Annotated in this window: 19 protein-coding genes; 4 read left to right on the top strand and 15 right to left on the bottom strand. The window is 52.7% G+C overall.

Annotated elements, in window-relative coordinates; genetic code table 11:
- Positions 1-412: 412 nt before the first annotated feature.
- The 10 genes from clpB to J2Z70_RS20080 form a co-directional block, all read right to left on the bottom strand.
- Positions 413-3,055, bottom strand: coding sequence for an ATP-dependent chaperone ClpB (gene clpB / locus J2Z70_RS20125; protein ID WP_209876195.1), 2,643 nt, complete (start codon positions 3,053-3,055; stop codon positions 413-415).
- Positions 3,056-3,131: 76 nt separating this feature from the next.
- The gene (locus J2Z70_RS20120) at positions 3,132-4,127 is read right to left on the bottom strand and encodes a DnaJ C-terminal domain-containing protein (RefSeq protein ID WP_209876194.1); all 996 of its coding nucleotides are present in this window, start codon (positions 4,125-4,127) and stop codon (positions 3,132-3,134) included.
- A gap of 246 nt (positions 4,128-4,373) precedes the next feature.
- The gene (locus J2Z70_RS20115) at positions 4,374-4,850 is read right to left on the bottom strand and encodes an Hsp20/alpha crystallin family protein (protein ID WP_036723650.1); all 477 of its coding nucleotides are present in this window, start codon (positions 4,848-4,850) and stop codon (positions 4,374-4,376) included.
- 214 nt (positions 4,851-5,064) lie between these two features.
- Complete coding sequence (locus tag J2Z70_RS20110) at positions 5,065-5,619, bottom strand: GNAT family N-acetyltransferase (protein ID WP_209876193.1); 555 nt, start codon at positions 5,617-5,619, stop codon at positions 5,065-5,067.
- A 101-nt stretch (positions 5,620-5,720) separates the two neighbouring features.
- Positions 5,721-6,857, bottom strand: coding sequence for a response regulator (locus J2Z70_RS20105; RefSeq protein WP_209876192.1), 1,137 nt, complete (start codon positions 6,855-6,857; stop codon positions 5,721-5,723).
- A complete protein-coding gene (locus tag J2Z70_RS20100) occupies positions 6,854-8,662 on the bottom strand; it encodes a sensor histidine kinase (protein ID WP_209876191.1) in 1,809 nt (602 codons plus the stop codon). Before J2Z70_RS20100 ends, J2Z70_RS20105 begins: the two co-directional genes overlap by 4 nt.
- Positions 8,663-8,880: 218 nt before the next feature.
- On the bottom strand, positions 8,881-10,989 hold the full coding sequence (locus J2Z70_RS20095) for an S-layer homology domain-containing protein (RefSeq protein WP_209876184.1): 2,109 nt from the start codon (positions 10,987-10,989) through the stop codon (positions 8,881-8,883).
- Between the two features lie 338 nt (positions 10,990-11,327).
- The gene (locus J2Z70_RS33910; protein WP_209876182.1) at positions 11,328-13,175 is read right to left on the bottom strand and encodes an S-layer homology domain-containing protein; all 1,848 of its coding nucleotides are present in this window, start codon (positions 13,173-13,175) and stop codon (positions 11,328-11,330) included.
- A gap of 126 nt (positions 13,176-13,301) precedes the next feature.
- Positions 13,302-15,767 carry a hemoblobin-interacting domain-containing protein gene (locus J2Z70_RS20085; protein ID WP_209876180.1) on the bottom strand — a complete coding sequence of 822 codons (2,466 nt, stop codon included), beginning with the start codon at positions 15,765-15,767 and terminating at the stop codon, positions 13,302-13,304.
- Between the two features lie 276 nt (positions 15,768-16,043).
- Positions 16,044-17,006: a helix-turn-helix transcriptional regulator gene (locus J2Z70_RS20080; protein ID WP_209876178.1), complete on the bottom strand. Its 963-nt coding sequence runs from the start codon at positions 17,004-17,006 to the stop codon at positions 16,044-16,046.
- 114 nt (positions 17,007-17,120) lie between these two features.
- On the opposite strand from J2Z70_RS20080, the gene J2Z70_RS20075 reads away from it, so the two are divergent.
- Positions 17,121-17,546: a VOC family protein gene (locus tag J2Z70_RS20075; protein WP_209876176.1), complete on the top strand. Its 426-nt coding sequence runs from the start codon at positions 17,121-17,123 to the stop codon at positions 17,544-17,546.
- A 299-nt stretch (positions 17,547-17,845) separates the two neighbouring features.
- Here J2Z70_RS20075 and J2Z70_RS20070 read toward each other — a convergent pair whose 3' ends face one another.
- From J2Z70_RS20070 to J2Z70_RS20060, 3 genes are read right to left on the bottom strand one after another with little or no spacing between them, the layout of a single operon-like run.
- Complete coding sequence (locus tag J2Z70_RS20070) at positions 17,846-18,745, bottom strand: DNA-3-methyladenine glycosylase family protein (RefSeq protein ID WP_209876174.1); 900 nt, start codon at positions 18,743-18,745, stop codon at positions 17,846-17,848.
- Positions 18,726-19,310, bottom strand: a complete 585-nt coding sequence (locus J2Z70_RS33710; RefSeq protein WP_209876172.1) for a methylated-DNA--[protein]-cysteine S-methyltransferase — start codon at positions 19,308-19,310, stop codon at positions 18,726-18,728. Before J2Z70_RS33710 ends, J2Z70_RS20070 begins: the two co-directional genes overlap by 20 nt.
- Positions 19,291-19,881: a bifunctional transcriptional activator/DNA repair enzyme AdaA gene (locus tag J2Z70_RS20060; RefSeq protein ID WP_209876170.1), complete on the bottom strand. Its 591-nt coding sequence runs from the start codon at positions 19,879-19,881 to the stop codon at positions 19,291-19,293. The genes J2Z70_RS33710 and J2Z70_RS20060 overlap by 20 nt, the downstream gene beginning before the upstream one ends.
- 222 nt (positions 19,882-20,103) lie before the next feature.
- Between J2Z70_RS20060 and J2Z70_RS20055 the strand changes: the two genes are divergently transcribed.
- Positions 20,104-21,003: a GNAT family N-acetyltransferase gene (locus J2Z70_RS20055; RefSeq protein ID WP_209876168.1), complete on the top strand. Its 900-nt coding sequence runs from the start codon at positions 20,104-20,106 to the stop codon at positions 21,001-21,003.
- A gap of 22 nt (positions 21,004-21,025) precedes the next feature.
- Positions 21,026-21,904, top strand: a complete 879-nt coding sequence (locus tag J2Z70_RS20050; RefSeq protein WP_209876166.1) for an AraC family transcriptional regulator — start codon at positions 21,026-21,028, stop codon at positions 21,902-21,904.
- Positions 21,905-21,990: 86 nt separating this feature from the next.
- Here the strand turns inward: J2Z70_RS20050 and J2Z70_RS20045 are convergent, their stop codons facing one another.
- Positions 21,991-22,473, bottom strand: a complete 483-nt coding sequence (locus J2Z70_RS20045) for a hypothetical protein (protein ID WP_209876165.1) — start codon at positions 22,471-22,473, stop codon at positions 21,991-21,993.
- A gap of 103 nt (positions 22,474-22,576) precedes the next feature.
- Here J2Z70_RS20045 and J2Z70_RS20040 point away from each other — a divergent pair, with 103 nt between their 5' ends.
- On the top strand, positions 22,577-23,437 hold the full coding sequence (locus J2Z70_RS20040) for a copper amine oxidase N-terminal domain-containing protein (RefSeq protein WP_209876163.1): 861 nt from the start codon (positions 22,577-22,579) through the stop codon (positions 23,435-23,437).
- A 447-nt stretch (positions 23,438-23,884) separates the two neighbouring features.
- Here J2Z70_RS20040 and kdgT read toward each other — a convergent pair whose 3' ends face one another.
- A complete protein-coding gene (kdgT, locus tag J2Z70_RS20035) occupies positions 23,885-24,889 on the bottom strand; it encodes a 2-keto-3-deoxygluconate transporter (protein ID WP_209876161.1) in 1,005 nt (334 codons plus the stop codon).
- Positions 24,890-24,932: the final 43 nt, after the last annotated feature.

Below are 24,932 nucleotides of genomic sequence, written 5' to 3'. Positions count from 1 at the left end.
CATAAGATTTATCCTAGTACCTCATCAGATTTAAAATAGTGGAGTAGAATAAATTACCCTTCAAATTACATATTTTTTTCAATAGATGATTGTTATTTGGGGGCGTTTGGCTTAGCGTAACGGACACAGGGGCTCTTATCCGGGAAGAAAGTCGTCACTTAGGCGATTAGCGGACCGCAAGGACCTTATCCCCTGCAATTCAGCTCCAAAACGTCTCGCAGAAAGACGATAAGGTCCACTGAGTCCGTTACGTTGCAAAAGGTGGGGTTCTCGTGGGGATAAGGTCTCTTCGGTCCGTTAGATTTTTTGGGATGATAGGGTTTCATTACACGAACCCCTGAGTTTCACAAGCTTATCCACCCTTTTTAAATCTGACACTGTACTAAGAGGTGACGCCGGGGCCCATTACATTTCACATCGATCCTACTGGCTTCGCAGACTCTGATTTCGCTATTGCAACAGTCAGCTCGCCGTCCGCTTCGTCCACCGTCATCACTGAGCCTTCCTCCGCTTCTCCGGCGATCAGCGCGCGCGCTACCCGGGTCTCCAGACTGCGCTGGATGAACCGCTTCAGCGGTCTGGCCCCATAGATGGAATCGAAGCCTTCCTCGGCAATGAAGCGGACCGCCCGATCGCTGAGGACCAGACCGATGTTCCGCTCAGCCAAGCGCAAGCGTAGGCCGCCTACCAGCTTCACAACAATCTGCTCCGTCTCATTCAGGGTCAGCGGCTTGAACATTACGATATCATCTACGCGATTGAGGAACTCCGGACGGAAGTGCCCGCTCAGCTCCTTCATGACCTGATCCTTGACGGCTTCGGTCAGCTCGCCGTTATCATCCGTGCCCTGAATCAGATGCGGTGAGCCAATATTGGAGGTCATGATGACAATAGTGTTCTTGAAGTCTACCATCCGGCCCTGCGAATCGGTCAGCCGCCCGTCATCCAGCAGCTGCAGCAGGATGTTGAACACATCAGGGTGCGCCTTCTCCACCTCATCGAGCAGTACTACCGTATACGGCTGGCGGCGCACCGCTTCGGTCAGCTGTCCCCCTTCTTCATAGCCGACATATCCGGGAGGAGCACCTACGAGACGGGAGACACTGTGCTTCTCCATGTACTCCGACATATCGATACGGATCATGCCGTCCTCGCGGTCGAACAGCGAGACCGCCAGTGCTTTGGCCAGCTCCGTCTTCCCGACCCCGGTCGGCCCGAGGAACAGGAACGAGCCGATCGGACGGTTCGGGTCCTTGATGCCGGCTCTAGCCCGAAGAACCGCATCGGCTACCAGCCGGACCGCCTCATCCTGCCCGACTACCCGCTCATGCAGCGTCTCCTCCAGCCGCAACAGCTTATCCCGTTCGCCTTCCACCAGTCTGCTTACGGGAACTCCCGTCCAGCGTGAGACAATATCGGCGATTTCCTCCTCCGTCACGGCTTCACGCAGCAGCCGGGTCTCCTGGTCCTGCTGCGCCGTTTCCTCTGCCGCCTTAAGCTGCCGCTCCAGATCAGGAATAATGCCATAGCTTAATTCAGCCGATTTGTTGAGATCATAGATCTCCTGCGCATCGACCAGATCCTTGCGGGCCTGCTCCAGCCGCTTCTTCAGGTCGCGGATGCCCTGAATGGCCGATTTCTCCTTCTCCCAGCGGGCCGTCATCCCCAGATGCTTCTCCTTGAGGTCGGCCAGCTCCCGCTGGAGGTTCTCCAGGCGGCGGGCGCTCGCGTCGTCGGTTTCTTTTTTGAGCGCGGCTTCTTCAATCTCCATCTGCATCAGGCGGCGGGTTACCTCATCCATCTCACCGGGCATGGAGTCAATCTCCGTGCGGATCATTGCGCAGGCTTCATCGACCAGGTCAATCGCCTTATCCGGCAGGAAACGGTCCGTGATATAACGGTTAGACAGCACACCGGCTGCTACCAGAGCGCTGTCATAGATTTTGACCCCGTGATGCACCTCGAAGCGTTCCTTCAAGCCGCGCAGAATCGAAATGGTATCCTCGACATCCGGCTCGCTGACCAGCACCTGCTGGAAGCGGCGTTCGAGCGCCGGGTCCTTCTCGATATATTTGCGGTACTCATCCAGCGTGGTCGCCCCGATACAGTGCAGCTCACCCCGGGCCAGCATCGGCTTCAGCATGTTGCCCGCATCCATAGCCCCCTCTGTCTTGCCCGCACCGACAATCGTATGCAGCTCGTCAATGAACAGAATAATCCGTCCGTCACTCTCGCGGATCTCCTTCAGCACCGCCTGCAGCCGCTCCTCGAATTCCCCCCGGTATTTCGCACCGGCAATTAGCGCACTCATATCCAGCGAGAAAATCGTCTTGTCCTTCAGTCCCTCCGGCACATCCCGGCGGACAATCCGGTGGGCCAGCCCTTCGACAATCGCAGTCTTGCCGACACCCGGCTCCCCGATCAGGACAGGGTTATTCTTGGTCTTGCGGGAGAGGATGCGGATCACCCGGCGAATCTCAGCATCGCGACCGATGACCGGATCGATCTTGCCTGCCCGCACCTCAGCCACAAGATCGCGGCCGTACTTCTCCAGCACCTCATAGGTGGCCTCCGGCTCCCGGCTGGTCACCCGCTGGTGTCCGCGAATCTCCGCTAACACTCCAAGCAGCTTCTCCCGGGTAACGCCCCGGCTGGTGAACAGCCCGCGCAGCTCGCGGTTCCCGCTGCTCGCATCCGAGACCATCGCCAGGACGGCGTGCTCCACCGCGACGAATTCGTCCTGCATCTTGGCCGCTTCCTGCTCCGCCTGTTCCAGCATGGCAATCAGCGCGGGCGATGCATAGCGCCGCATGGTGCCCGCTCCGCTCCCGCTTACACTGGGTTTGCGCTGAAGCAGCGCCTCGGTTCCCTGCAGCAGCTCGGCTGCGGGAACATTCATCTTCTGCAGCAGCCGGGGCAGCAGGCCCTCATTCTGCTGAAGTAAGGCTTTCAGCAGATGAAGATTGTCAATCTCCTGATGCCCGCCGAAAGCCGCCAGCGACTGCGCCTCTGCTACCGCTTCCTGCAGCTTCTGGGTAAGCTTATTGAAATCCATAAAATCATCGCCTTTCTAATGTATAGGTTAATCAACCGGATGCCCGGCTGTTATATATGCTGAACTTAAATGTTCTTTACCGGGTTGCCGCTCTTCGCCGCTGCGCTCCGCCTGTGGTACGCCGTTTCGCACCGGCTTGGAAGCTGCCGGACTCCGCCAGCTGACGGTACAGCTTCTTCTCTGCCTCCGATGTATCAGACGGAATGACCATCTCCATCCGGAACAGGATGTCACCATTCGTTCCGTCCGGACGTCTCAGCCCCTTGCCGGAGAGGCGCAGCGTTCCGCCGCTGGCTATTCCGGCAGGGATCTTCAGCTTCACGCTGCTGCCATCCGGCAGCGCTACCTTGGCTTCCCCGCCAAGCACAGCCTGCCAAGGGGCGATCTCAACCGTGCCGAGCAGATCCCCGCCGTCCGGCTCATAGATCTCATGCGGCAGGAGATGCAGCGAGATTAGCAGATCGCCGCCCTGCGCCGCTCCGCTTCCGCCGCCGGGTACCCGGAGGACGGTCCCTTCCGCCGAGCGTGCCGGAATCTGTACGTTCAGGTCTTTGCCTGCCGCCTGAACGCTGATATTGCCGCCTTTGTAGGCCTGCTCCAGCGTAATCTCAAGCTGGGCCTGCACCGTACTGAACTCATCCCCCCACGGGCTTCCGCCTGGACGGGCACCACTGCTGCCCGAGAAGAAGCCGGTACGTTCAGCCGCGCCCCGGCTGCCGAAGAACATCCCGAACAGATCCTCTTCCGGTATACCGCCGGAAGAAGCGGCTCCGCTGCTCCAGCCCGCGCCAAACGGCGATTCCCATGACGCAGAGGAGGCCGATCCGTAGCTGCGCTGACCCCGTGAGCCTGCGGCGGCTCCATAGCGGAGCTCCTCATCATAGATTTTGCGCTTGTCTGCATCGCCCAGCACCTCATATGCCTCGGCTGCTTCCTTGAATTTCGCCTCTGCCTCCGGGGCCTTGTTGACATCGGGATGCCATTTTTTGGCCAGCTTCTGATAGGCCTTCTTGATCTCCTGCTTCGAGGCCTTCTTGTCTACCCCAAGACGCTCATAATAATTTGCCGCCACCGGAACCTCCTCCTTTCGTGTAATGAGAACCTTCTGCCTTCCTCCGGGAAAAGACGCATTATAGCCGGAACCCCCACTACAATGCGTCTAATATGAAGTGCTATATGAAAAGCCCGGTAAAATCCTGTTGCCGCCCTGTGAACTGGATAGGCCATCGGCTACAGCCGCTAAGCCCGGAGTTCCTGCGGAAGCGGCAGCTTCAGCCGGACTTGGATGTCCATCTTCCTCATAAGGCTGTCCTTCCGCTTACTGTAGCTCTTTCCGGTCTGAATTATCGTTTCCGCCATCCTGAATTTCGATCCGTTTGCCCTGCGGCTTCTGCCGCTTCGGCACCTCCAGGCTCAGCACACCGTCTCTCAGGGAAGCGCGGATGCCCGCATCGTCAATATCCTGGACATAGAACCGGCGTACATATTCACCATACCGCCGTTCGCGGCGCACCATCTGATGGTCCTTGTTCTCCTCATTGCTCTCTTCTGTGCGAACCGCCTTGATCGTCAAGTAAGGGCTGGAATAATCAATGTCGATTTCTTCTTTGCGGAAGCCCGGAAGCTCGGCCTCGATCAGATATGCCCCTTCACTCTCCCGGATGTCGGTCCGGAAAGACAGCGCGTTACTTGTCAGCGGTGCGAAAAAATCATCATTAAACACTTCGTTCAGCGACTTCGCCAGCACACCAAAAGCATCATCTCTGCGTTTACCAAAAGGAACCAAATCAAACATCTTTCATTCTCCTCTCATTTGACTTTTGATTTTTTGAATTCGGTCTTGCTAAGACTTTGACTTTGTCTGACCTATGGCTTTATTATAGCCTGCACCTCCAGAGAAAACAAAACCGGTATAAGCCGAAAATCCGGGAAAATCCGGCGTTTCGGCTCTTTTTTTATAATAAATTTTAACATTATTAAGGATTTGACCTTATTTGACCTTCCTACTTCTACTTCAAATAACGCTCCCGGTATTCACTCTCCAGCATGCCCATCATTATCACATCATGATACTCATGGTTATAAAACAGCGTCTGACGCCGCACCCCCTCCTGCACGAACCCGATGGACTCATATACATGCGCAGCACGGGCATTATAACTGTAGACCTCCAGCTCAATCCTGTGCAGATTCAGAATGCCGAAGCCATAATCCAGCATCAGCAGCAGCGCTTCACGCCCATATCCTTGTCCCTGATGCCGCTCGTCCCCGATGGCGATCCGCAGATTGGCATTCCGGTTATCCCCATCGATGTCCTGAATAGCGATGTCGCCGATAACCTCATCATTCTCCTTCAGCGCGATGAGCAGCAGCACCGTGCTGTCATCTCCGGATTTACGCGCGATATAATTCTCAATCTGCTCTTTGGTGATATGCTTCTTCGTTCCTGTAAGCCTGCGGACTTCCGTGCCGTAGAACATATGATAATACATTTCGGCATCTTCCCCGTTAAGCGGGCGCAGATACACCTTATCCCCTGTTACAAGTTCTGAATGCCTGTTCATTCCCGTCATCTCCACCTTCACCCTCTTTTACAAATCCTCAAAAAATGCATAATTCCCTAAATTATACACGACTCATTACCTCAGGAAAACTGTATATTAAGTTAGCCTAGCCCGGACAGCAGCTGTGCATAATAAGATTTGACCTCAAGCGAAGGAGGGATTCCGATCTCCCGGTTCAAAATATCAGCGAACTGCAGGTACTGCCGGTTCAGGGCATCTTTGTTATTCTGGAGAGCCAGGGTCCTCATAAGCAGCATATGCGCTTCTTCATCCAGCTCATTGCGCTTCAGCAGCTTGATCAGCAGGCGTCTCGCCGTATTCGTCTCACCCTTATCCAGCAGAGCCGTGCACAAACGCCGGGTGAATGCGGAATACATAAGCGACAGCCGTTCAATCTCATTCCAGGCCCAAGGATACACATGGTCTCCGAATAAATCGCCCGCATATAGCTGTTCAAGCTCGATAGCCTGTTCCAGATTAGCCTCATCTATCACAGGCATGCTTCTGCAGCCCTCCTCGAAGCCAAGCAGATCCACATCAACCCCCATGCACGTAAAAGCATAATGGTTACTCTCCGAATGCAAATGCTTCTTCAGCCCATAGGTATCCAGCAGCTTGCGCAGCTGATAGACCGTTGTATTCAAATAAATCTCTGCATTCTTCTGCGGCATATCGCCAAAGATATCCTCAATGAGCCGTGCACGGGACACAAGCCTGCCTTTATGTACAAGCAAGTAGCCGAGGAGCTCCGCGCTTTTCCGTGATTTCCATTTGGTCTTGTTCCCCTGCACCCCTTCGATTTCAATTCCGCCCAGACAGCTGATCCGCACTTCCTTGCCTAAATCCGGCTCCCGTCCGGCTTCTGCCGCACGCTCCAGATGAATCTGTGCAACGGCTCTTAGCACCGTCTCATGCAGCCTCTCCTGCATCACCGGCTTCACAATATAATCGAGGGCGTAGATTTCAAAGGCAGACAACGCATGCTCCTTATGGGAAGTGATGAACACCAGTTTGGGATTCCTGCCGCCCCTTCTAAGCCTCGCCGCAAATTCCAGGCCGCTTTCTCTGGGCATGCTGATATCTATAAAGATCAGGTCCACCTCATGAGTGCTCAAATAGGTAAAAGCAGCAGCAGTATCCAGGAAGCTGCCCATCAGTTCAACCTCTTCCAGCTTGGCAAGCATCCGTTTCAATATCAGATGCATAGCCTTCTCATCATCGATAATGATCACTTTCATTGACTCAGTCCCTCCCCGTGCTGCTTGCCTGCTGGAGCCAGTTCCGCTTCCGGAGGGAGCGGAAGCGAGAAATAGAAGGTGCTCCCCTTGGAAGGTACGCTGTCGAACCATAGCTCTCCCCCGTTCAACTGTACAAACTCCCTGCACAGAGTCAGTCCCAAGCCCACTCCCCGCTCTCCAGAGGTACCGGATGAAGAGATCCGGTAATCATCCTGCAGCAGGGTACCGGCCTGCTCCGGGGATATCCCTCCCCCTGTATCACTCACAGCGATGACCATGTGACGGTCTCTCCTCTCCGCCTTTAAGCGGATGCTTCCTCCACGGTACGAGAATTTAATTGCATTGGACAAGAGATTGCGGATGATCAGATCCAGCATTTCTTTATCCGCATAGATATAGCTCTCTTCCGGGATCTCTGAAATGATCTGAATCTGCTTGGTATCACTCCGCTGCTGCAGGAGCCGCAGATTAGCCCGTACCGTATATGCCAGATCCCGCGTTACCGGATCAAAGATCATGCCTTCCCTCTGGCTCCGGAACCAGTCCAGCAGCACTTCCACAAGCCCGAAGGTGTTCCGGATCTGCTGACCCATTTCGAGAAGGATCTCTTCATCATGATCCCCGCTGCCATCCTGTATCTCCTCTTCAAGCAGCTCCATCAGATTGACCAGGACCGCCAAGGGATCACGGATATCATGGGCAACCACACTGAACATCCGGTCTTTGAACATGTTCAGCTCACTTAACTGCCGGGCATTGTCACGCAGCCGTTCTTCTGCATGCACAGCTTCTGTCACATCTCTTAGCAGCAGCATTTTTCCGACAATCTTCAGGTGCTTATTCCTGACAAAAGACAGATGGACATTATAGAAATTACCGTCCGGACCTGCAAGCTGAATTCTTGATGCGCTGTCATGCCCCTGTGCCATCATCTTCAACAGCAAGGGATACCCGGAGAAAACCTGTGCAGCAGGCTGGCCTGTATTTCTGTAATTCAACCCGCCGACTATTCCTTTAGCTGAGCGGTTAAAGCTGGTGAGGCAGTTGTCGGTATCAAGAATAATGACCGCTTCCTCCATCGATTCGAACACCCGCTGAAGTGCCAGCGGCGCGATCCTCAGCATATTGAACTGGTAGATTCCCCACATATAAAAAACACCGGAGAACAGGAAACCAAAGGGTGAAATGTCGATAGGCATATAGATCGCGTCGCTCAAATAAATTAGTGTAAAACCAAAGGGCCCCCAGGAACCTATAATCATCAGGACAATCTGCTTCTTCATCCCCCGGACTGCCCGGAAGAGCATCTGCAGCAAATAAAACATCCCTATGATGAAAAAACTATAGGAATAGAGAACATGAAGCTTATATAACGGGCCTTTCATGAGGGTGACCAGCGGAAAGCCCTCTGTCTCGTTCATCGTCATGCTTGTATAGAATAAATGATGCCATTCATTGGTATTGTGGGCTGTGAAGGTTATTAGGGGAACAATCATCATTAATGCAATATTTCTGGGACGGACCCACGACTGCCTGCCGGTATACTGAAGTACCATAATGAACCACAGTACTGTGCCGAACGGAATCCCGATATATTCAACGCGCAGCCAAAAACGGATATGCTCAAGAGAGGTACTGACAATTTCGAAGGCATAGCCAAAAGAATAAAAGGAGCCGGCCAGCATCCCCAGACCGTAGCTTACCGCTATAGGAAGGTCTCTTCTTTTGAAGCACAGATAAACCAGCAGTAATGAGCAACAGGTCGCAGCCATCAAAAGTGCCGATAAATACACATTATATGTCATAGATGGTTGACCTCTATTCAGGAAGGAATCTTGCATTCTGTGCCTCCTATCTTATCAGAAACTGATCTGCCAGAGATACTTCAAATTATATTTTTATTCAACAGCTAAAAGCCGCGCCCGGCCTCTAAAATTCCAGAAAAAGCCCGCTCCGGCCTCCGAAAAGGCTGAAGCGGGCTTTCCTACCGACAATAAATCTGCAGAAGCCGCACGTGGCTTGCTTATTTCAAGGTATCCAGAAGGGTCTTAAGCTCCGGATTAGTCTCCAATACACGCAGGACTATAGTCAAAGCTTCGGCCCGGGACGCCTGCCTGGCTGGAAGAAAGACGCCATTGCCTGACCCGTTAATAATACCGGCTGCCGCCGCTTGCCTGATCTGTTCTTGATTCCATGTCTTATCCAGATCAGAGAATCCGGAAGAGGCAGGAGCATTCACACTGTTCAGGTCAATGATCTTGGAGATCATAGCAATAATCTCGGCGCGGCTAATCTCACGGTTAGGAAGGAACAGGCCATTCTGATAGCCGGAGATCACACCCCTTTGCTGCAGAGCGCGGATGGAAGCTTCGGCCCAGTGGCCGGAGGTATCGCTCAAGGAGCTTCCGGGCGAAGCGGTCTCCGAAAGGCCGAACACCTTAGCAAGAACTGTAGCGAACTCCGCACGGGTAATGCTTGCATTCGGATGGAAGCCGCCATCCGGATAGCCGGAAACCACACCTAACTTTACAAAAATACCGATGGCAGAGTTGGCCCAGTGAGCCGTGGTATCCGTAAATATCAACGAAGCCGGATTCAAGTTGGCCTCTTCAATTCTAAGCGACAGGCTGGTCAGCACACTGGAAAGATCGACAACATTGCTTATGAACTGCACACCCGGTCCAGCAGCTGCAGGTATTGGCGTTGCTGCGGCCGTTGGGGCAGCCGTTGGTGTTGCTGTAGGGGCAGCTGTCGCCGTGACCCCTATGGGTGCTGTCGCCCCGGTCGGCGTCGATGTTGGCGCCTCCGTTGGTGCTTCGGTTGGCGCTGTGGTCGGCGCCTCAGTTGGTGCTGTGGTCGGTGCTGTGGTCGGTGCTGTGGTCGGCGTCGATGTTGGCGCCTCCGTTGGCGCCTCGGTTGGTGCCTCGGTCGGTGCTGTGGTCGGCGCCTCGGTTGGTGCCTCGGTCGGTGCTGTGGTCGGCGTCGATGTTGGTGCCTCGGTTGGCGCTGTGGTCGGCGTCGATGTTGGTGCCTCGGTTGGCGCTGTGGTCGGCGTCGATGTTGGTGCCTCGGTTGGCGCCACGGTCGGTGCTGTGGTCGGCGTCGATGTTGGCGTCTCGGTTGGTGCTGTGGTCGGTGCTGTGGTCGGCGTCGATGTTGGCGTCTCGGTTGGGGCCTCGGTCGGCGTCGGCGTCGGCGCCTCTGTTGGGGCCTCAGTCGGCATCGGCGATGCTGTTGGTACTGGCGTCTCCAATATAGTAAGCAGGAGGCTGCCCGTTGTACCCGTGCCGTCTGTAGCTGCGGCTGTAACAGTTATTGTACCTGGATCAACTGCGGTAAGTTCACCGCTCGTTGCATCAATAGTCGCGGACCCGCTGCCGTATACAACAGACCAGACTACAGCCCGGTTGGCAGCATACAACGGCAGGACTTCAGCACTCATAGTGAGTGAGTCTCCCGCATACAGGGAATCGGCGCCGCCGATGCTTGTTACTGTGATTCCGGTTACCTTATTGAAGATATTCTCCGCGATGATCTGTGCACCCGAGTACAGCGAAATCTGGGAAGAAATATCCGCACTGTCCGATTGGATAAGGAAGGTGACGAGGCCGTTCTCTGTATACGAGGAGAAGCCTCCATTAGCAGTATTATTATTATTGAGATTATCCAATGGATCCGTATTCTTAAATACGGTGTCAGCTGTGGCCGAATGGGCAAATACTTCGGTGCGGCCGGTCACCAGGTTATCGTCAGTATCATAGACAGCAAGAGTAACATTGATATAGGCAGGATAATTGGCATCCTGCTCCGGCTGTTTAGCCAGTTTCACATGATCTGCGGCAAAAGCAGGCTTGTAGGTTTGAAATCCGGATACGTTCACCGTGGGGTACGAATACGAATATTCCGGAACCCAGCTTATATTGCCGTCGCTCACATACCCGCCAACAATGGTTTTATTACTGTAAGTCGCAACGGTTACACTGCTGCCTCCTGCAGCATCAGGAACTGCAGCTACTGTACCGTCCGAATACCGTAAATATACATGCTCGGTGCTGTCCGGTTGGTCAGCAGGATAATTAAATGTGACAGAGCTGGTGCTTACAACACATCCGCTTATTAGAACCGAAGCCATTGCTGTTATTAGCCCCATTTTCCATATTGAATTTCTCTTCACTGTTTTCTTCCACCCCTTCAAATTCCCATATCTTATATTTAAAATAATTATACACAGGCTCAATGACGGGAAAATGACAAAGTTCGACAACGCTTGGGCAATACCAGGGCGAACAGGAGAGTGTTGTACGAACGAGGAAATACAAGAATTGTCGTGAAAAGCTGCGTAAAGGAGGAGTAATGTTGCCCTTTAAACAACACTGATGAATTGGGGCCATGTTATGAGCAAAATGTGTTACTTCCATTATAAATTCAAAGCGCCACCCCTGCGGGCAGCGCTCTGTTGAACTTCTCAGTCTAGTTCATAAACCCAGTGTATTTCAATAAACGGGACAGCATGACAACAGCCTGGGCCCGGCTGGCTTTCGCAGCCGGAACAAAGGTTGCAGGTGTCATACCGGTAATAATCTCTGCCTGAACAGCTTGTGCTACTGCCCCTTGAGCCCAGCTGCTAATCTCAGCCTGATCCTGGAAAGCAGACAGCGGCCGGGCCTGCCCGCTTATAGCATCGTTATTTTTTCCGGCGAATGAAATCGCTCTGGAGATCATGACCGCCATTTGCTCACGGGTAATCGTGTCATTCGGTTTGAAACTCTGATCCTGGAAGCCTTCCACCAGCTTGGCCTGAACTGCTGCACCAATGGCTCCGGCATACCATTCTCCCGCCATCACATCATTGAAGTCCGCCCCCGCTGTATCAGGAGTCAGTCCCAGTGAACGGACGAGCAATGCCGCGAACTCCGCTCTGGTTATATCACTATCCGGAGCAAATTGAGTCTCCGTGGACCCGTTCACGATCAGCTTCGAAGCCAGCAGTTCAATATCTGCCTTCGCCCAATGACTGCGGATATCATTAAATGTCCGGGTGGACGCAAGAACGGTATACGTACTGTTGCCATTCCGTTTAAAAGTTACTTTAGTCGATCCGTCTGCCTGCTTATCAAACAAAGCGGGGACAAATGAAAATTGTCCTGTAGACGGATCATAAAGAACTACTGATGCATGAGTTTTGTCCATAGATGAGGGAAGGACAATGCTTCGGCTGACATAGGTTGAGCCAAAACGGTTCAGCTCTATTGTCTTCCCGCTCCCTGCTGCAGCAACTGTAAATTCAATGGCACTTCCCAACTGGGAGGCCGCAATGTTCCGCGCACTTTGTTGAATTGCCGCGTTCACATCTGCCGCTGCCGGAGAAATGTTGATTTGAATCGTGAGGTTATCCGGTGCTGTGCCCAGGCTTTGCACGATTGCAGCAAAGTCAAGAACACTTAGCGGCAGTGAATACTCGCCGTCATTGGATTGCATCGATATAATCGTATCCGGTGCATTCAAGGCTGCGGCTGACAGAACGGAGGCCGGCAGACTAAAACGCACCCCCGCACCTGAAATATTATTATAAGCCATGAAAACAATCGGAGCAGCTCCGTGATTATCCTGCTGTGCTGCAGCGGAGAGAGCAGCAGCCAGCGCCGTGCCGTCTTGATTAACGGTCGTGGTCACCCGGCCGTTCGCCGCCGTCTCCGATACGGCAGTATTCTTGCTTGTATCTACCTGAACGGGCGTAGCATTCGACGCCGGCGGAGTGACTGGCTTGCCTGCTGCCGTGATCGTTCCCGTCGGAGCGCTGGTGCTGGTACCCGTGCTGATGGTGCCGCCGCTTCCAGTGCCGCTGTCGGTTCCACCGCCGTTTCCGGTGCCGCCGCCAGTCCCGGTGCCCTCACCAGTTCCGGTGCCCCCACCAGTTCCGGTGCCCCCACCAGTTCCGGTGCCCCCACCAGTTCCGGTGTCCCCACCAGTTCCGGTGCCCCCACCAGTTCCGGTGCCCCCACCAGTTCCGGTGCCGCCTCCGTCTCCGCTTCCGCCGCCAGTTCCAGTGCCGCCTCCTGTCGACGGCGCTTTGACAATCAGATCAGCTGCGGCAACTTGGGTGCCCGCTCCTGCCAGCACTTTATACGTTCCGGCAACCTCACTTTTGGACAAAGCAAATGAAATAGAGAATAGCCCATTGCTTACTGGAACAATATCATAGAACAGAGTACTTTTGACCGGCCGCTGCACTTGAATAATGACTTCATCCAGAGTAGAAGTACCGGTAATCTTCACCGTGCCGCCCAGCTCCACAGCAGCCGGAGGATGTAGCGTCACGGCCGTGCTATCAGCAAATGCTGCAACAGGCAGAACGAGGGATAAACAAAGAGCCATAATCAGAGTCAACCTAAACTTGCGTAACTTCACTTGGACATTCCCCGCTTTCCTGTTAATCTATCATTTCTAGTCGTTATTATTATTTTTGTTGGCAGCCAGTATCGCCAAATCCAGTTCCAGCGGAGTCTTAACTGTTGCCAGATTGAGTCCGAGGTTCGCAGGATCATTGCCATACCGGCTAACCACATAGGCTTTTACTGAATAATTCGGGTTCACCACAACATCACTCACATTGAAATTGGCAGAATACGTTCCCGTACTTAACTTCAAATTAGCCGCAACAATACTAACCGGTGCATTGCCGTCGAAGAGCTCAAATAGGATCGTCTGATTTCCATTCACTTCTTCAGCATAGGCATTGTTAAACAACCGGATCGTTGCTGTAATTCCATTGTCGGCGGTAACCACTGGCGCAGTCATATAGAATACTTCTGAAGATTTATAAGCTCCGCCTTCCAGGTATTTACTGCTGTACCCTTCGGCATCCACAGTAACCGTGTAGCGGGTTCCTGCTGTGAATATCCCACGGGCCAAGGTTAGCTTCCCTTCGCTTAATACATATTCCGAGGCATTCAATGTTCTGTATTGTCCTATATTCCGGTCATAGACAGTAACCTTTCCTACATGTTCTCTCCAGGCTACATTGTCGGTAAAAGCAAGCTCGCTTTCCGTGTTACTGTAGAAATATCCTGTGAGTTCAGGGGTATTATAGGCAACCGTTGCCTCAACTGCGCTGTTGCGCTTACTGTCATATAGATCGCTAAGCACACCCGGAGCTACTTTGACTTTCACCGAGCCCTGCTGTTTGGCATTGTAGAAGATGATGCTGATCTGGGAGCCATACAGAGATACGGTATCCAGCGGATCCAGGGCTGAATAGGTTACTCCGTGATCAGTAGATATGGTAATGTACTCATTCAGATGGGATACTCCGTCAACAAGCGTCTGATTGGTAAGAGCATTATTGGTGTTGAACGACAAGCTCAAGAAACGCCCGTCACCTGAAAAATAACCGCCTTTATATGAAACCCCCGCTGCCGGATTCTGAGGGTAAATCCAGTTTGTAGCTGCGTAACCTGTCAGAACATTCCCGGCTGCATCCATGAAATGCCCCGGATTGATCTGATAATAATACTGGTAACCTGTGAGCGGCTCCGGGAAATGCAGGATGAGCTTAGTGCCTGAGAAGGTGAACGTAACGTCTGAAGGCAAGGTATACAGCCATTGATTTCTGTAAGGATCGTACCACTGCACATCCTCCAGGAATTTGCTGTCACTCCCCTTAGCATTAAAGATCTCCTCATTGAACACGAAAGTAATATTCTGATAATCATCGGACACGGAAGAATACAGATATGCCGGCATAGTTGTGTCTGCCGGATTCGGGTCTACACCTCCAACAGCCGTCTCCAGAAAACCGCTGATCGTTCTTTGTTCCTGGACATTTCCGTTGAGATCGGTGAGTGCTCCTCCGTTAATGGAAATTTGACTCTCCGTGCCGGAGAGTGCTTCAGCGAAATGAATACTCAGCTTGTTGGATTCAATAGATACAGTGTCTTGTGCAACCAGAGCCTTGAGGGACTTCTCTTGTCCGGAGACTGTTCTGACTAAGTAAATATTGCTTTTCAGGTTATCGTCCGAAGAGGTGTTATTTAACACTTCTTTATTAAAGGTCACCACTACATCATGATTGGCATTGCTGACAGCCACCGACTGGATTATTGGGGGACTCACATGCAGATTCATTTCCGCATTTAGATTTCCTGCCGCATCCTTTAGCGTGCCGCTTGCGATCCGGATGACTGTATTTAGCCCAGAAATGATTTTCATATTATTATTGTAATTCAGGTACAACTCGCGGGCGTTGTTCTGATAGGCAGATCCCTCATTATTCGTAAACGGAACAAAGTGCTCCCCGTCGCCAGCTATACTCAGTCGGCTTTTCAGGAAAGCCGCTGCTTGCTCGCCGGTAGCCCCGTCAGGCACGTTAAGAGAGAAGTCCTCATCGAAAAACACTCTCAACCAGCTGCCATCATTCGATCTGGAGCCTGTAACAACAGGAGCTGTAATATCGTGTGCTGCAATGGAAGAGAGGGTAAGGACATTGGCAGAGAGACGTTCTTCCGTATTCATAACCGCGCCTGCTGCAATCTGAATGCTATTATCGGTGCCGGTTAGCGCAGTGCCCAGCGTGATCACTAACGCACCCTCTCCATTCATGCTGATGTCATTGCCGGCGCTGTCTGCCGCAAGATCCACCCATTGCTCCGAACCGGAACGTTCGATTTGAATACCGTCCATCAGATCGGACAGGCTGCCCGCAGGCTGGGCATAGGTATTGAAGGTTACGGTTACAGCGGCATTATTGCTGCTCACTTCTGCTGTTGCAGAGGTGATTTCCGGGACTGCCGGGTCTGCATAGCCTGCACCGGGTGACACCGTCAGTACAGATACTGCTGTAAGCACCACAGCCAACATTTTGGACACGGTTGGCATGAATCTCAGCCAGTTTGTTTTGCCTCTTGCTATCATTTAGATTCTCACTCCCAAAATTTTATTATTTCAAATTGATACTAAAGCCAAGTATATCTGCACCCAATGACACGGAAATGACAAAGTTCGACAAGCAGAAACGGTACCATCCTTTTAAAGAACGGTACCGTTTCTGCGAGAAATAGAAGGAACTTTATAGTGGCCAACATATAAATGCTTATATTTCAAAAAAAAGAGCCTCTATATAAGAGACTCCATCTGTTCACTAGTTCAATCAGGTATCAACCGCTTCGTAATTTTCCTGATTCCCTCATTCTATTTATATTTCTCCAGCATTTCGGTTAGCGTCCGCTTCACCTCCGCTACCAGCTCCGGCGGCTCCTGCACGGTAGCCTCACTGCACAGGCCAATCACAAACCGCGCGAAGAAGCCCAGATCGCTTCCCGGAATCTCTCCCTCCAGCCAGCCTGTGCCGTCTGCACGGATATGCAGCAGCTGCGGGGACCATACCTCCCCTTCGCAGGCCTGGACCCCTTCATTCCCCAGCTCCACGTACAGCCGGATAAGGCTTTGTTCGGCCTGCTCCTGCGGCGGGCTGCCGTAATGCTCCGTATTGTCCAAGTGGATATGACGCAGATCAAGCGCGGCCGGTCCCGCTTCATCATACCCGGCAGACTGAATCCGGTCGCAGCGGAAAGTACGGATGCCGCCCCGCAGGAAGCAATACGCCGGACAATACCACAGGCCGTTACTGGCATAGATGCCGACGGGCTGAATCCACCTTTGCTGCCGCCGGCCCTTCGACTGGTAATCGATCAGCAGCACTTTTTGCCCGGTGGCCGCCTCCAGCAGTTGGGACAGATAAGGAAATTCCGCCTGCCGCGCCGGGGTCAGGAAATCAATCCTGTTCTTCATCTCATCAATCCGGTCACGGACATCACCAGACATGTAATTATAGAATTTGTGCAGGGCGGATAAGGATTCTTCCTTGAAGGGAAGATATTTATAATGGCGCAGGGCATGGCTGGCAAAAAATATCGCCACCGCCTCTTCCTCCGTGAACGCAATCGGCGGCAAAATCCTCTCGCTCAGCACCTGATACCCTCCATGCGGCCCCACTTCGGAATAGAGCGGTACGCCCAGCTCCCCCAGCTCCTGCAAATCCCTGAGGATTGTGCGTGAAGAAACTTGGAATTCGTCAGCCAGCTCCCTGACGGTGAATTTACGCTTGCGGTTGACCGTCATCATGAGGTCCAGCAGCCTTTTGGATTTCGACACAGGGTTCACTCCATTTATATTTTAACTATGACAAAACCTGTCACCATTATAGTCTACACTATAACCATAGCCGGTTAGTACAGGCAAATATACCTTCCAAGGAGCGAACAAGACATGAAACTGCAAATGAACCCTTATATTCTGGTGGACGGATCTGCCCGGGAGGCGATAGCTTTTTATCAGGAGGCGCTTGGCGCTGTGGTCCTCTTCAAGCAAACAATGGGCGAAGGCCCGCAGAACCCGGACGCCCCGATGACGGAGCAGGAGAAGGCGCAGATTGCCCATGCGGTGCTGCTGGCGGGAGAGACGAAGTTTTTTGTGGCGGATTATGAGCCGGGTATGCCGCGCAGCCGGGGCAACAGCATCAACATCTGTCTTACGGTGGAGACCGAGACCGAAGCACAGCAGCTATTCACCTCGCTGAAGGCTGGCGGCACCGTCGATATCGAGCTGGCCCCTGCCTATTACAGTCCCGCTTACGGCATGGTGACCGACAAGTTCGGCGTATGCTTCCAGATTTTTATGGATAATAGGAAGTAGGAATAGGCGAAAAGTAGGGAGCGACTTGGCGGGGAAGGAGGAGCTGGCCTTTGCGGCAAGCAGATGGAGGAATCCAGCTGTTTCCCCCTCCTTTGGCTGATCATAGGACACGGCTGCGATTGTGTTCGGTTTTCCGCATACATTTGGTCCATGTGCCGCCCAGCTCGAATTGTGTTCGGTTTTCCGCATACATTCTCTCTCCTCCCGGCGATCCTTCAGCTACGTTCGGCACCACAACACTCTACATGTCACCTAAAAAGCCCTGTCTCCCGAAATAACCGGCGAGACAGGGCTTTATTCTAATATAACGCCCGCCACAAGTAAAAGGTGGCGTAGGCTTCCCAGCCTTGCCACGGCCGGGCCAGCTCCAGCAGCTCCGCCGGTGTCGGCTTGCGGTCCATGCCAGTCAGATGCTTGATCACGTTCTGCAGGCCGACATCGCCGACCGGATAAGAGGACGCATCGCGCAGGCAGCGCATACGGACATATTGCGAGGTCCACGGGCCGATCCCGCGGATCTGCAACAGCCGCTGCTCGGCGGCAGCCGGGGACGGTAGCGCCAGCAGCTCCTCCCGGCTTAGCTCCCCGCTTGTGATCAGCGAGGCTACGGTGAGCACTGTCTGTGCTTTGCTGCGGGTTAGCTGCAAGGCGCATAATTCCTCTACCTGCACCCCTGTGAACACCTCAGGTCCAGGGAAACGGTAGTAGGTCTGCCCTTCCCATTCCAGCGCTTCGCCGTATTCTGCGGTCAGGCGCTGCTTCAGCCTGTAGGCAAAAGCCAGATTCACCTGCTGGCCCAGAATCGCCCAGCACAGCGCCTCAAACAGATCCGGGATGCCGATGATCCGCAGGCCCCGGTGCTCGCTGGCCAGCGGCCCGAGCAGCGGGTCCGCTGCCGCCAGCCTGTAGAACGGGGCAAGGTCACGGTCCAGATCAAACCATTCCACAATGTAGCGGGCCAACTGCTCCTGCTCCAGCGCACCGGGAACCGCTCCATGCAGCCGGGTTACACTCAGCTTGTGATCCTCGGACACACTGAGTCGCACCAGCATTGGGCCGCCCTCTATCCTGAACATCCGGCTGACGCCCGCTTCATCCGTGCGGAACAGGCATTCCAGCGGCGAGCGGTTCATGTACTCCAGACAGGCCCCCAGGTCGAAGTCTTCCGGCAGCGGCAGCTCAAAAAGCAAATCGTTCATGACCAGCCGCCTTTACATTGAGAATTCCCTCCAGCTGGAGCAGCACCTGCTTCATCTGGAGTCCGCCCCGGAAGCCGGTTAAGGTGCCGTTCGCGCCGATGACCCGGTGGCAAGGCACAATGACAGGCACCGGATTCTGCCCGTTGGCCGCACCGACAGCACGAACCGCCAGCGGTCTGCCGATCCGCTCAGCCAATTGCTTGTAGCTGGCCGTCTCGCCATGCGGAATGGTAAGCAATCCCCGCCACACCTCCTGCTGAAACGGGGTGCCCCACAGATCCAGCTCCACACTGCTGAAATCTACCGGCTCTCCGGCAAAATACCGCTCCAGCAGCGTGATCACCCCAAGCTGCTCAAATCTCCCGGCATCCTCCAGGAGTTCATAGACAGGCGCATACATTTTCAACCATGAGGCGGGTAATTGCCCTTCGTCCTGCGGGAAGGATACGCGGATCAGGCCTTTATCGCTGGCCCACAGGGTCCACTCCCCGTTTCCGAGGTTCAGGGTATGATGATAAATCGTGATCGTATCTGTACTCCGGCTGTTATTCCGGCTTGGCTTCATGCGAATCTCCTCCTTCTTGATGCTTGCTACGGTACTCTGTAGGGGACAGCCCCGTCTTCTTCACGAACCAGGCGGCAAAATGAGAGGGCGTACGGAACCCCACAGCCCGGCAGATTTCACCCATCTCCGCCGCTGTCTCCGTCAGCAGCCTGCGGGCTTCTTCCATACGCAGCATGTCCAATCTGGCAGCAGGTGACTGGCCGGTTACCCGCTTATAGGTGCGCTGCAGGTGGAACGGGCTGACCTTCAGCTCTTCAGCCATCGACTTCAGAGTCAGCTTGCTGCCGAACCTTCCGTCCATTATGGCATCTGCCTGCGCCGCTAGTACCGCATCAGGCCGGAGGGTGCCGCCTTCCTCGGGACGGCATCTTTTGCAGGGACGGAAGCCTGCCGAAACAGCCTCCTGCAAGGAGCCATAGAATACAACATTTGCTGCCTTCGGCGTTCTCGCCCGGCAGGACGGACGGCAGACAATATGGGTCGTCAGCACCGCCGTATAGTAGATCCCGTCATAGGTCGGCTCGCGCCGCACCACCGTTTCATAGATACGCTCGAACATTTGCGGGTCCATCCCCATCACCTCTTACCGCCAGTATAAACGATTCGTTTTGATATATGCAGCCTATTGCAATAGGAAAGCAAGATTACGACAGTGAAGCAGAGGGTTTTTCTCGCCAAGCAGAAGTGGAAAACCAGTAGCTATTTTAATGCTAGTATTGACTACTTGGATTATAATTAGGGCTTCTAAGTGGTGTATCCAACTACAATCTTTATTCGGAGGACTAAGAACATAATGAAACTATCAGACATCCGCTGCGAACGCCTGCGCGAGAAGGATTCTCTCACCGCCACAAAACTATTAAGCCTGGACGCGGACACCGGTCATGACCTCCTGCAGGTGCTGGAAGAGGAGCCGGAACTGTTAATTGCTGCTTATGTAGATGAGACGCTTATTGCATTAGTCCAACTGGAAGCGTCTGCACCCCAGTCTCATTTAAATGTATTCGTCGCCCCGCAGTATCGCCGGCAAGGCATTGGCAGGGCTTTGATGCAGGTGGCAGAAGCTCAACTACAGGCAGGCGGAACCCGTAAGATCAGTACTTCCGTCCGGTCCGGGGTATCCCCTTCCCTTGCGTTCGCCCGCAGCCTTGGCTATACCCCATACTATTCTCTTATTTATATGGAACGAACCGGAGGTTCTTTTCCTCAGGAAACGGCTTCAGCAAGGTTGTATAGAGATGAAGACTTTGTTGACGCCCATTCGCTGTATGCTACTGCTTTTCATGAAATGCGGGTACGCGTCGGATGCTTCCCCGATTCTGTGGTTGCAGAGCCTAATGAAGGCAGACGAACAGCCTGGGCAGCAGATGCACAGGACCGGCTAGTCTATGAGCTTGACGGGAAAATTGCAGCTTACAGCCACATCCACGGGAATGAAATTAGCAGTGTTAGCGTACGTTCTGACCTTCAGAGACGCGGAATCGGAAGAACCTTCATGAAGTACTTATGCAACGAGATCCACCGTCGCGGCTACACCAGCGTTATCCTATCCTGCGTCGTTGGGAATGAAGCCATACATTTGTATAACAGCCTTGGATTTCAGGAAACGCATCGAATGGAGTATATGATAAAAAGTCCGGACAACTCAGAGCATTCCCGGTCAGGCCCCGCCCTGCCTGCTTCTCTACAATGAATTATGAAAGGAAGGTGAGGGAATGGAGACGATACGGCTGCTTCAGCAGGCGATTGATTACGTAGAGCAGAATCTGCATAACGCCATTGGCGTCGAGGATATTGCCGGAGCGGCGATGACCTCGAAGTACCATTTTCAGCGGATGTTCCACGCCTTGACAGGGTTCACTGTTACCGAATATGTACGTAACCGGAGGCTCACACTGGCGGCGGAAGAGCTGGCGGGAACGGACGGCAAGGTGATCGATATTGCACTGAAGTATGGGTACGAGACGCCGGAAGCCTTCGCCAGAGCGTTTCAGCGGGTGCATGGAGTAACCCCCAATATGGCGAAGAAAAAGAACGTGAAGCTCAAATCGTTCTCCCGCCTCTCCTTTCAAATTCAGATCAAAGGGGAAAGCGAAATGAATTACAGAATGGTTGAAGAGAAGGGCTACGGCGTCATGGGTAAGGAGGTTGTTATCCACCAGGATGCTTATAGTGAAATCCCTGCATTCGTAGAGAAAATCTGGAACGATGGGACGCATGACCTTATTAACGAATGTGCCGGAAGGCCTTCCGATACGCTGCTATTCGGTTATTACTATGACTTCCGTGAGGATGGGACGAAACGCTATCTGATGGGAACCGAGCTGCCGGTAGGTCAGCAGGTACCAGAAGAGCTGGTTAACCTGACTATACCCGGCCAGACGTATGCTGTATTCGATTGCCTGGATAAAGTGCCAAATGACCCGGAGCTGGGGTCAGACATTAAGAATGTCTGGCGGCGGATCTATGCGGAATGGTTCCCGTCGTCAGGCTTTGAGCAAGTAGAAGGTCCGTGCATTGAGAAATACTTCTGGACGAATGATGAGCACGATGAATGTATTTGCGAGGTATGGATTCCTGTGGCGAAGAAATAAACTACAGCATTTCTGATAAGCCCTCTACCAGCCATAAAGGCATTTGGAGGGCTTTTTCCGCGGCGGGGTAACGATTGTAATGAACTCTATGACTCTCCTACGAGCTTGGTTACTTTTGCAGCAAAAGCATCCCAGCTTGTATCATATCCAACACCGTAATTCCATCCGTTAGAACGCAGCTTTTGAGCTAAATGGATGTAATCAGCACGTTGCTTATCGTTTAGGCTAACATCAAAAGTACCGTCACCCGTCTTAAACTCATTTATATAATCGTGCAATTTCAGAAGAATATTCTCCTTCTCCTTATTGCTTTCCATTCCACTGTGTAAAATAATCGAATCGATCGCATCATCTAGCTTCTGTGTAACAAGAGTTTCATTCTCCCATTTATGATCTTGCTGATACTGTATAGCTTCCTCAAGTTGAGCTAGATCTCGTTGAATATATGCATTCAGTAATTCATGTCTCAACTCTTCATTCCTGCTGACACGCTTATACTCCATAAAAAACATAGCATTTCCGAATAGAGAAACTACTAAAGCTACTACAATCCAGTTCTTTTTATTCATGCTTTCTCCCATACTTATCCAAATTTGAATTTCACGCTATAATCAATATATCAAATTATTGGAAGGAGATGATTATATGCTTAAGAAAATGCTTCCTGTCTCCATGCTTTTCTTATTACTGCTTCCCAACGTTATTCTGGCAGCCCCTGCTTCCAGCCCCGCCCAGCCAACCACAAGACCTATACAGGTTAACATCAATGGTGCTTTTATCTCTTCTGATAGCAGTCCTTTTATACAGTCTGGCCGAACGATGATTCCCATCCGCACGCTTGCTTCCCTGGGGCTCCACTATTCTTGGGATGGTATCCGCCATACGGTCACGATCACGAATTCCTCTAATGACCAATTTGAAATGACTCAGGGGCAATCGATTGCTTATAAGAATGGCGAGCCTGTACAGATGGATAGTGAAGCCAATAATTACAACGGGCGAATCATGGTTCCCGCAAAGTTTGTCAGTGAGGCATTTGGATACAGTGTGTACTATGAAAAGATAAGGGAGATCATCTTCATTCAATCCCGGAATTTCACTCCTGATACCCAGGCCATCCATTCAGCAGATCTTAAGCAGGCGCGCCTGGCGGCCATTTCGTTGCCGGTCCGCTACTCTTTCAAGCCCGGTACAAGTGTACAAAGTGATCAATCCCATTACTACTCATATGCCTTTGCCTCAAAGGACGCGACCCGTTATGCCTACAGCAATGGAGAAATAACCACAGTGGTTGAGATTGCAGGCACAACGGCCACAGCCATATGGCAGGCTTCGGAGGCAGATATCCCCGGTTATCCTGCTACTACATTCGGCGGTGTGCAGCCAGCGTATATTTCCGATCTGTTCCAGGATTCTTTTAGCTACAACAAAGGTGTATATAGTGGTTATCACACGCTTAGCGACGGTACTGTAACAACCTTTAAGTTCCCCGGCCTCTCTTATACTGAGCTGATCCGGGCCATCCCGGAGTAAGGAACCTACATGCCGAAGTTAGCGCCTGGGAAAAGGGTGTTTTCTATAAAATCAATATTATGTATTTATTCGTTTGATTGCTTGAACTAAGAACAAAATCACCCTAACGGGTCCACTCACCGACCGCTTGTATGGATTTCATTGTTGCACTTCTTGCAGGATTCTTCTGAAAATGTTACTGGCTGCGCTACATTGTTGCATCATTTGCAGGAATTCCGGTGTTTCAAGCAGGTTAGCGCTGGCTTTGTTGCATTTCATGCAGGATTTCAGCATCTGGCGCTTCTATGGGGCAGTATTGTTGCACTTCTTGCAGGATTTCTCCATCTACTCTTCCTTCATTCAGATGATTAAAAAAATGCCCCGGGAGCAGCCCTAACGCTGTCCGGGGGTTCTGATCAACCTAAGTCTCACAACTTAATATATATTATATACGTTGTTATCCGCTGTTTAGCCCGCTGCCTTCTGAGCCTTAGCATCTATAAGTCCCTCTGCTTCCGGGGGGTTCTTTTTCTTCATGTAGTCGGAATAGTAAGCTGTGATGACCGGGACGAGAATGGATGTAACGATCACGGATGCGGCTACCAGCGCTGTAGCGGACTGGGCGGCCGGCAGGAATTCGGGCTTCATGTTCGCTACCAGCATAGGGTTGGCGACCGCAGCACCTGCGGTACTGGAAGCGGCCAGTCCGGCAGTTCCGTTGCCGCGGCCAATGAACTTGTCAGCCAGAATCAGCGGGATACCGGTAATAATGATAACGACAATACCAAGCAGAATACCGAGCAGGCCAGTGTCAACGATAACGCCAAGATCGATAGAGCTCCCCAGAGCGAAGCCGAAGAAGGGAATGAGCGTCTGAGTAGCTCGGCCGAAGTAGGCGCGCAGATCATGATCCAGGTTCCCCAGGATGAACCCGACGAGGAACGGCAGGACAGCGCCAACGAAGAGATGCGGTTCAAAAACAGCCACACCGGTGCTGCCCAGAATGAGCATGGTTACGAGCGGCCCGGATTCGAGTGACATCAGCACGAAGGCACCGGATTCTTCCTTGGTCCCATACTGCTGCATAATGGAAGCGTACAGCCCGCCGTTGGTCATATCCATAGCGGAGATGATGGCGAGGACCGACAGTCCGGCGAAGAAGCCGGTTTGCACTCCGCCCTCAGGCAGGAACTGGATCGCGATCATAGCTACGACCCAAGCTACGGCGATCTTGGTCAATACCAGCGTACCGGATTTGCGCAGTACGGTTCCGGTAGCTCTGACATCGATTGCGGCTCCCATACAGAAGAACCATACGGCCAGGATCGGCACGGTGCCCGTCATCAGGCCTTTGGTGAACCCTCCGAAATATTCGCCCGCATCAGGAAAAGCAGTGTGAATGATCGCTCCCAGAAACAGTGGAACGAGCATCATTCCGCCGGGAATCCGATCCAGTGTCTTTTTGATTTTCATATGATTACCCTACCCTTTCTTACTCGTGATGAGTGTGTATGTT

The organism is Paenibacillus silagei, assembly GCF_017874735.1.
Classification (GTDB): domain Bacteria; phylum Bacillota; class Bacilli; order Paenibacillales; family Paenibacillaceae; genus Paenibacillus_AQ; species Paenibacillus_AQ silagei.
The sequence above is the reverse complement of the archived record's forward strand: the minus strand, read 5'-3'. Positions and strand labels throughout refer to the sequence as shown.

What these genes read in the sequence shown, in the direction of transcription:
- J2Z70_RS20045 (WP_209876165.1), bottom strand. Translation starts at nt 22,473, where the DNA reads ATGAATAAAAAGAACTGGATTGTAGTAGCTTTAGTAGTTTCTCTATTC.
- J2Z70_RS33710 (WP_209876172.1), bottom strand. Translation starts at nt 19,310, where the DNA reads ATGAAGCCAAGCCGGAATAACAGCCGGAGTACAGATACGATCACGATT.
- J2Z70_RS20060 (WP_209876170.1), bottom strand. Translation starts at nt 19,881, where the DNA reads ATGGACCCGCAAATGTTCGAGCGTATCTATGAAACGGTGGTGCGGCGC.
- kdgT (WP_209876161.1), bottom strand. Translation starts at nt 24,889, where the DNA reads ATGAAAATCAAAAAGACACTGGATCGGATTCCCGGCGGAATGATGCTC.
- J2Z70_RS20070 (WP_209876174.1), bottom strand. Translation starts at nt 18,745, where the DNA reads ATGAACGATTTGCTTTTTGAGCTGCCGCTGCCGGAAGACTTCGACCTG.
- J2Z70_RS20110 (WP_209876193.1), bottom strand. Translation starts at nt 5,619, where the DNA reads ATGAACAGGCATTCAGAACTTGTAACAGGGGATAAGGTGTATCTGCGC.
- J2Z70_RS20050 (WP_209876166.1), top strand. Translation starts at nt 21,026, where the DNA reads ATGGAGACGATACGGCTGCTTCAGCAGGCGATTGATTACGTAGAGCAG.
- J2Z70_RS20040 (WP_209876163.1), top strand. Translation starts at nt 22,577, where the DNA reads ATGCTTTTCTTATTACTGCTTCCCAACGTTATTCTGGCAGCCCCTGCT.
- J2Z70_RS20095 (WP_209876184.1), bottom strand. Translation starts at nt 10,989, where the DNA reads ATGGCTTCGGTTCTAATAAGCGGATGTGTTGTAAGCACCAGCTCTGTC.
- J2Z70_RS20075 (WP_209876176.1), top strand. Translation starts at nt 17,121, where the DNA reads ATGAAACTGCAAATGAACCCTTATATTCTGGTGGACGGATCTGCCCGG.
- J2Z70_RS20100 (WP_209876191.1), bottom strand. Translation starts at nt 8,662, where the DNA reads ATGACATATAATGTGTATTTATCGGCACTTTTGATGGCTGCGACCTGT.
- clpB (WP_209876195.1), bottom strand. Translation starts at nt 3,055, where the DNA reads ATGGATTTCAATAAGCTTACCCAGAAGCTGCAGGAAGCGGTAGCAGAG.
- J2Z70_RS20105 (WP_209876192.1), bottom strand. Translation starts at nt 6,857, where the DNA reads ATGAAAGTGATCATTATCGATGATGAGAAGGCTATGCATCTGATATTG.
- J2Z70_RS20085 (WP_209876180.1), bottom strand. Translation starts at nt 15,767, where the DNA reads ATGATAGCAAGAGGCAAAACAAACTGGCTGAGATTCATGCCAACCGTG.
- J2Z70_RS20055 (WP_209876168.1), top strand. Translation starts at nt 20,104, where the DNA reads ATGAAACTATCAGACATCCGCTGCGAACGCCTGCGCGAGAAGGATTCT.
- J2Z70_RS20115 (WP_036723650.1), bottom strand. Translation starts at nt 4,850, where the DNA reads ATGTTTGATTTGGTTCCTTTTGGTAAACGCAGAGATGATGCTTTTGGT.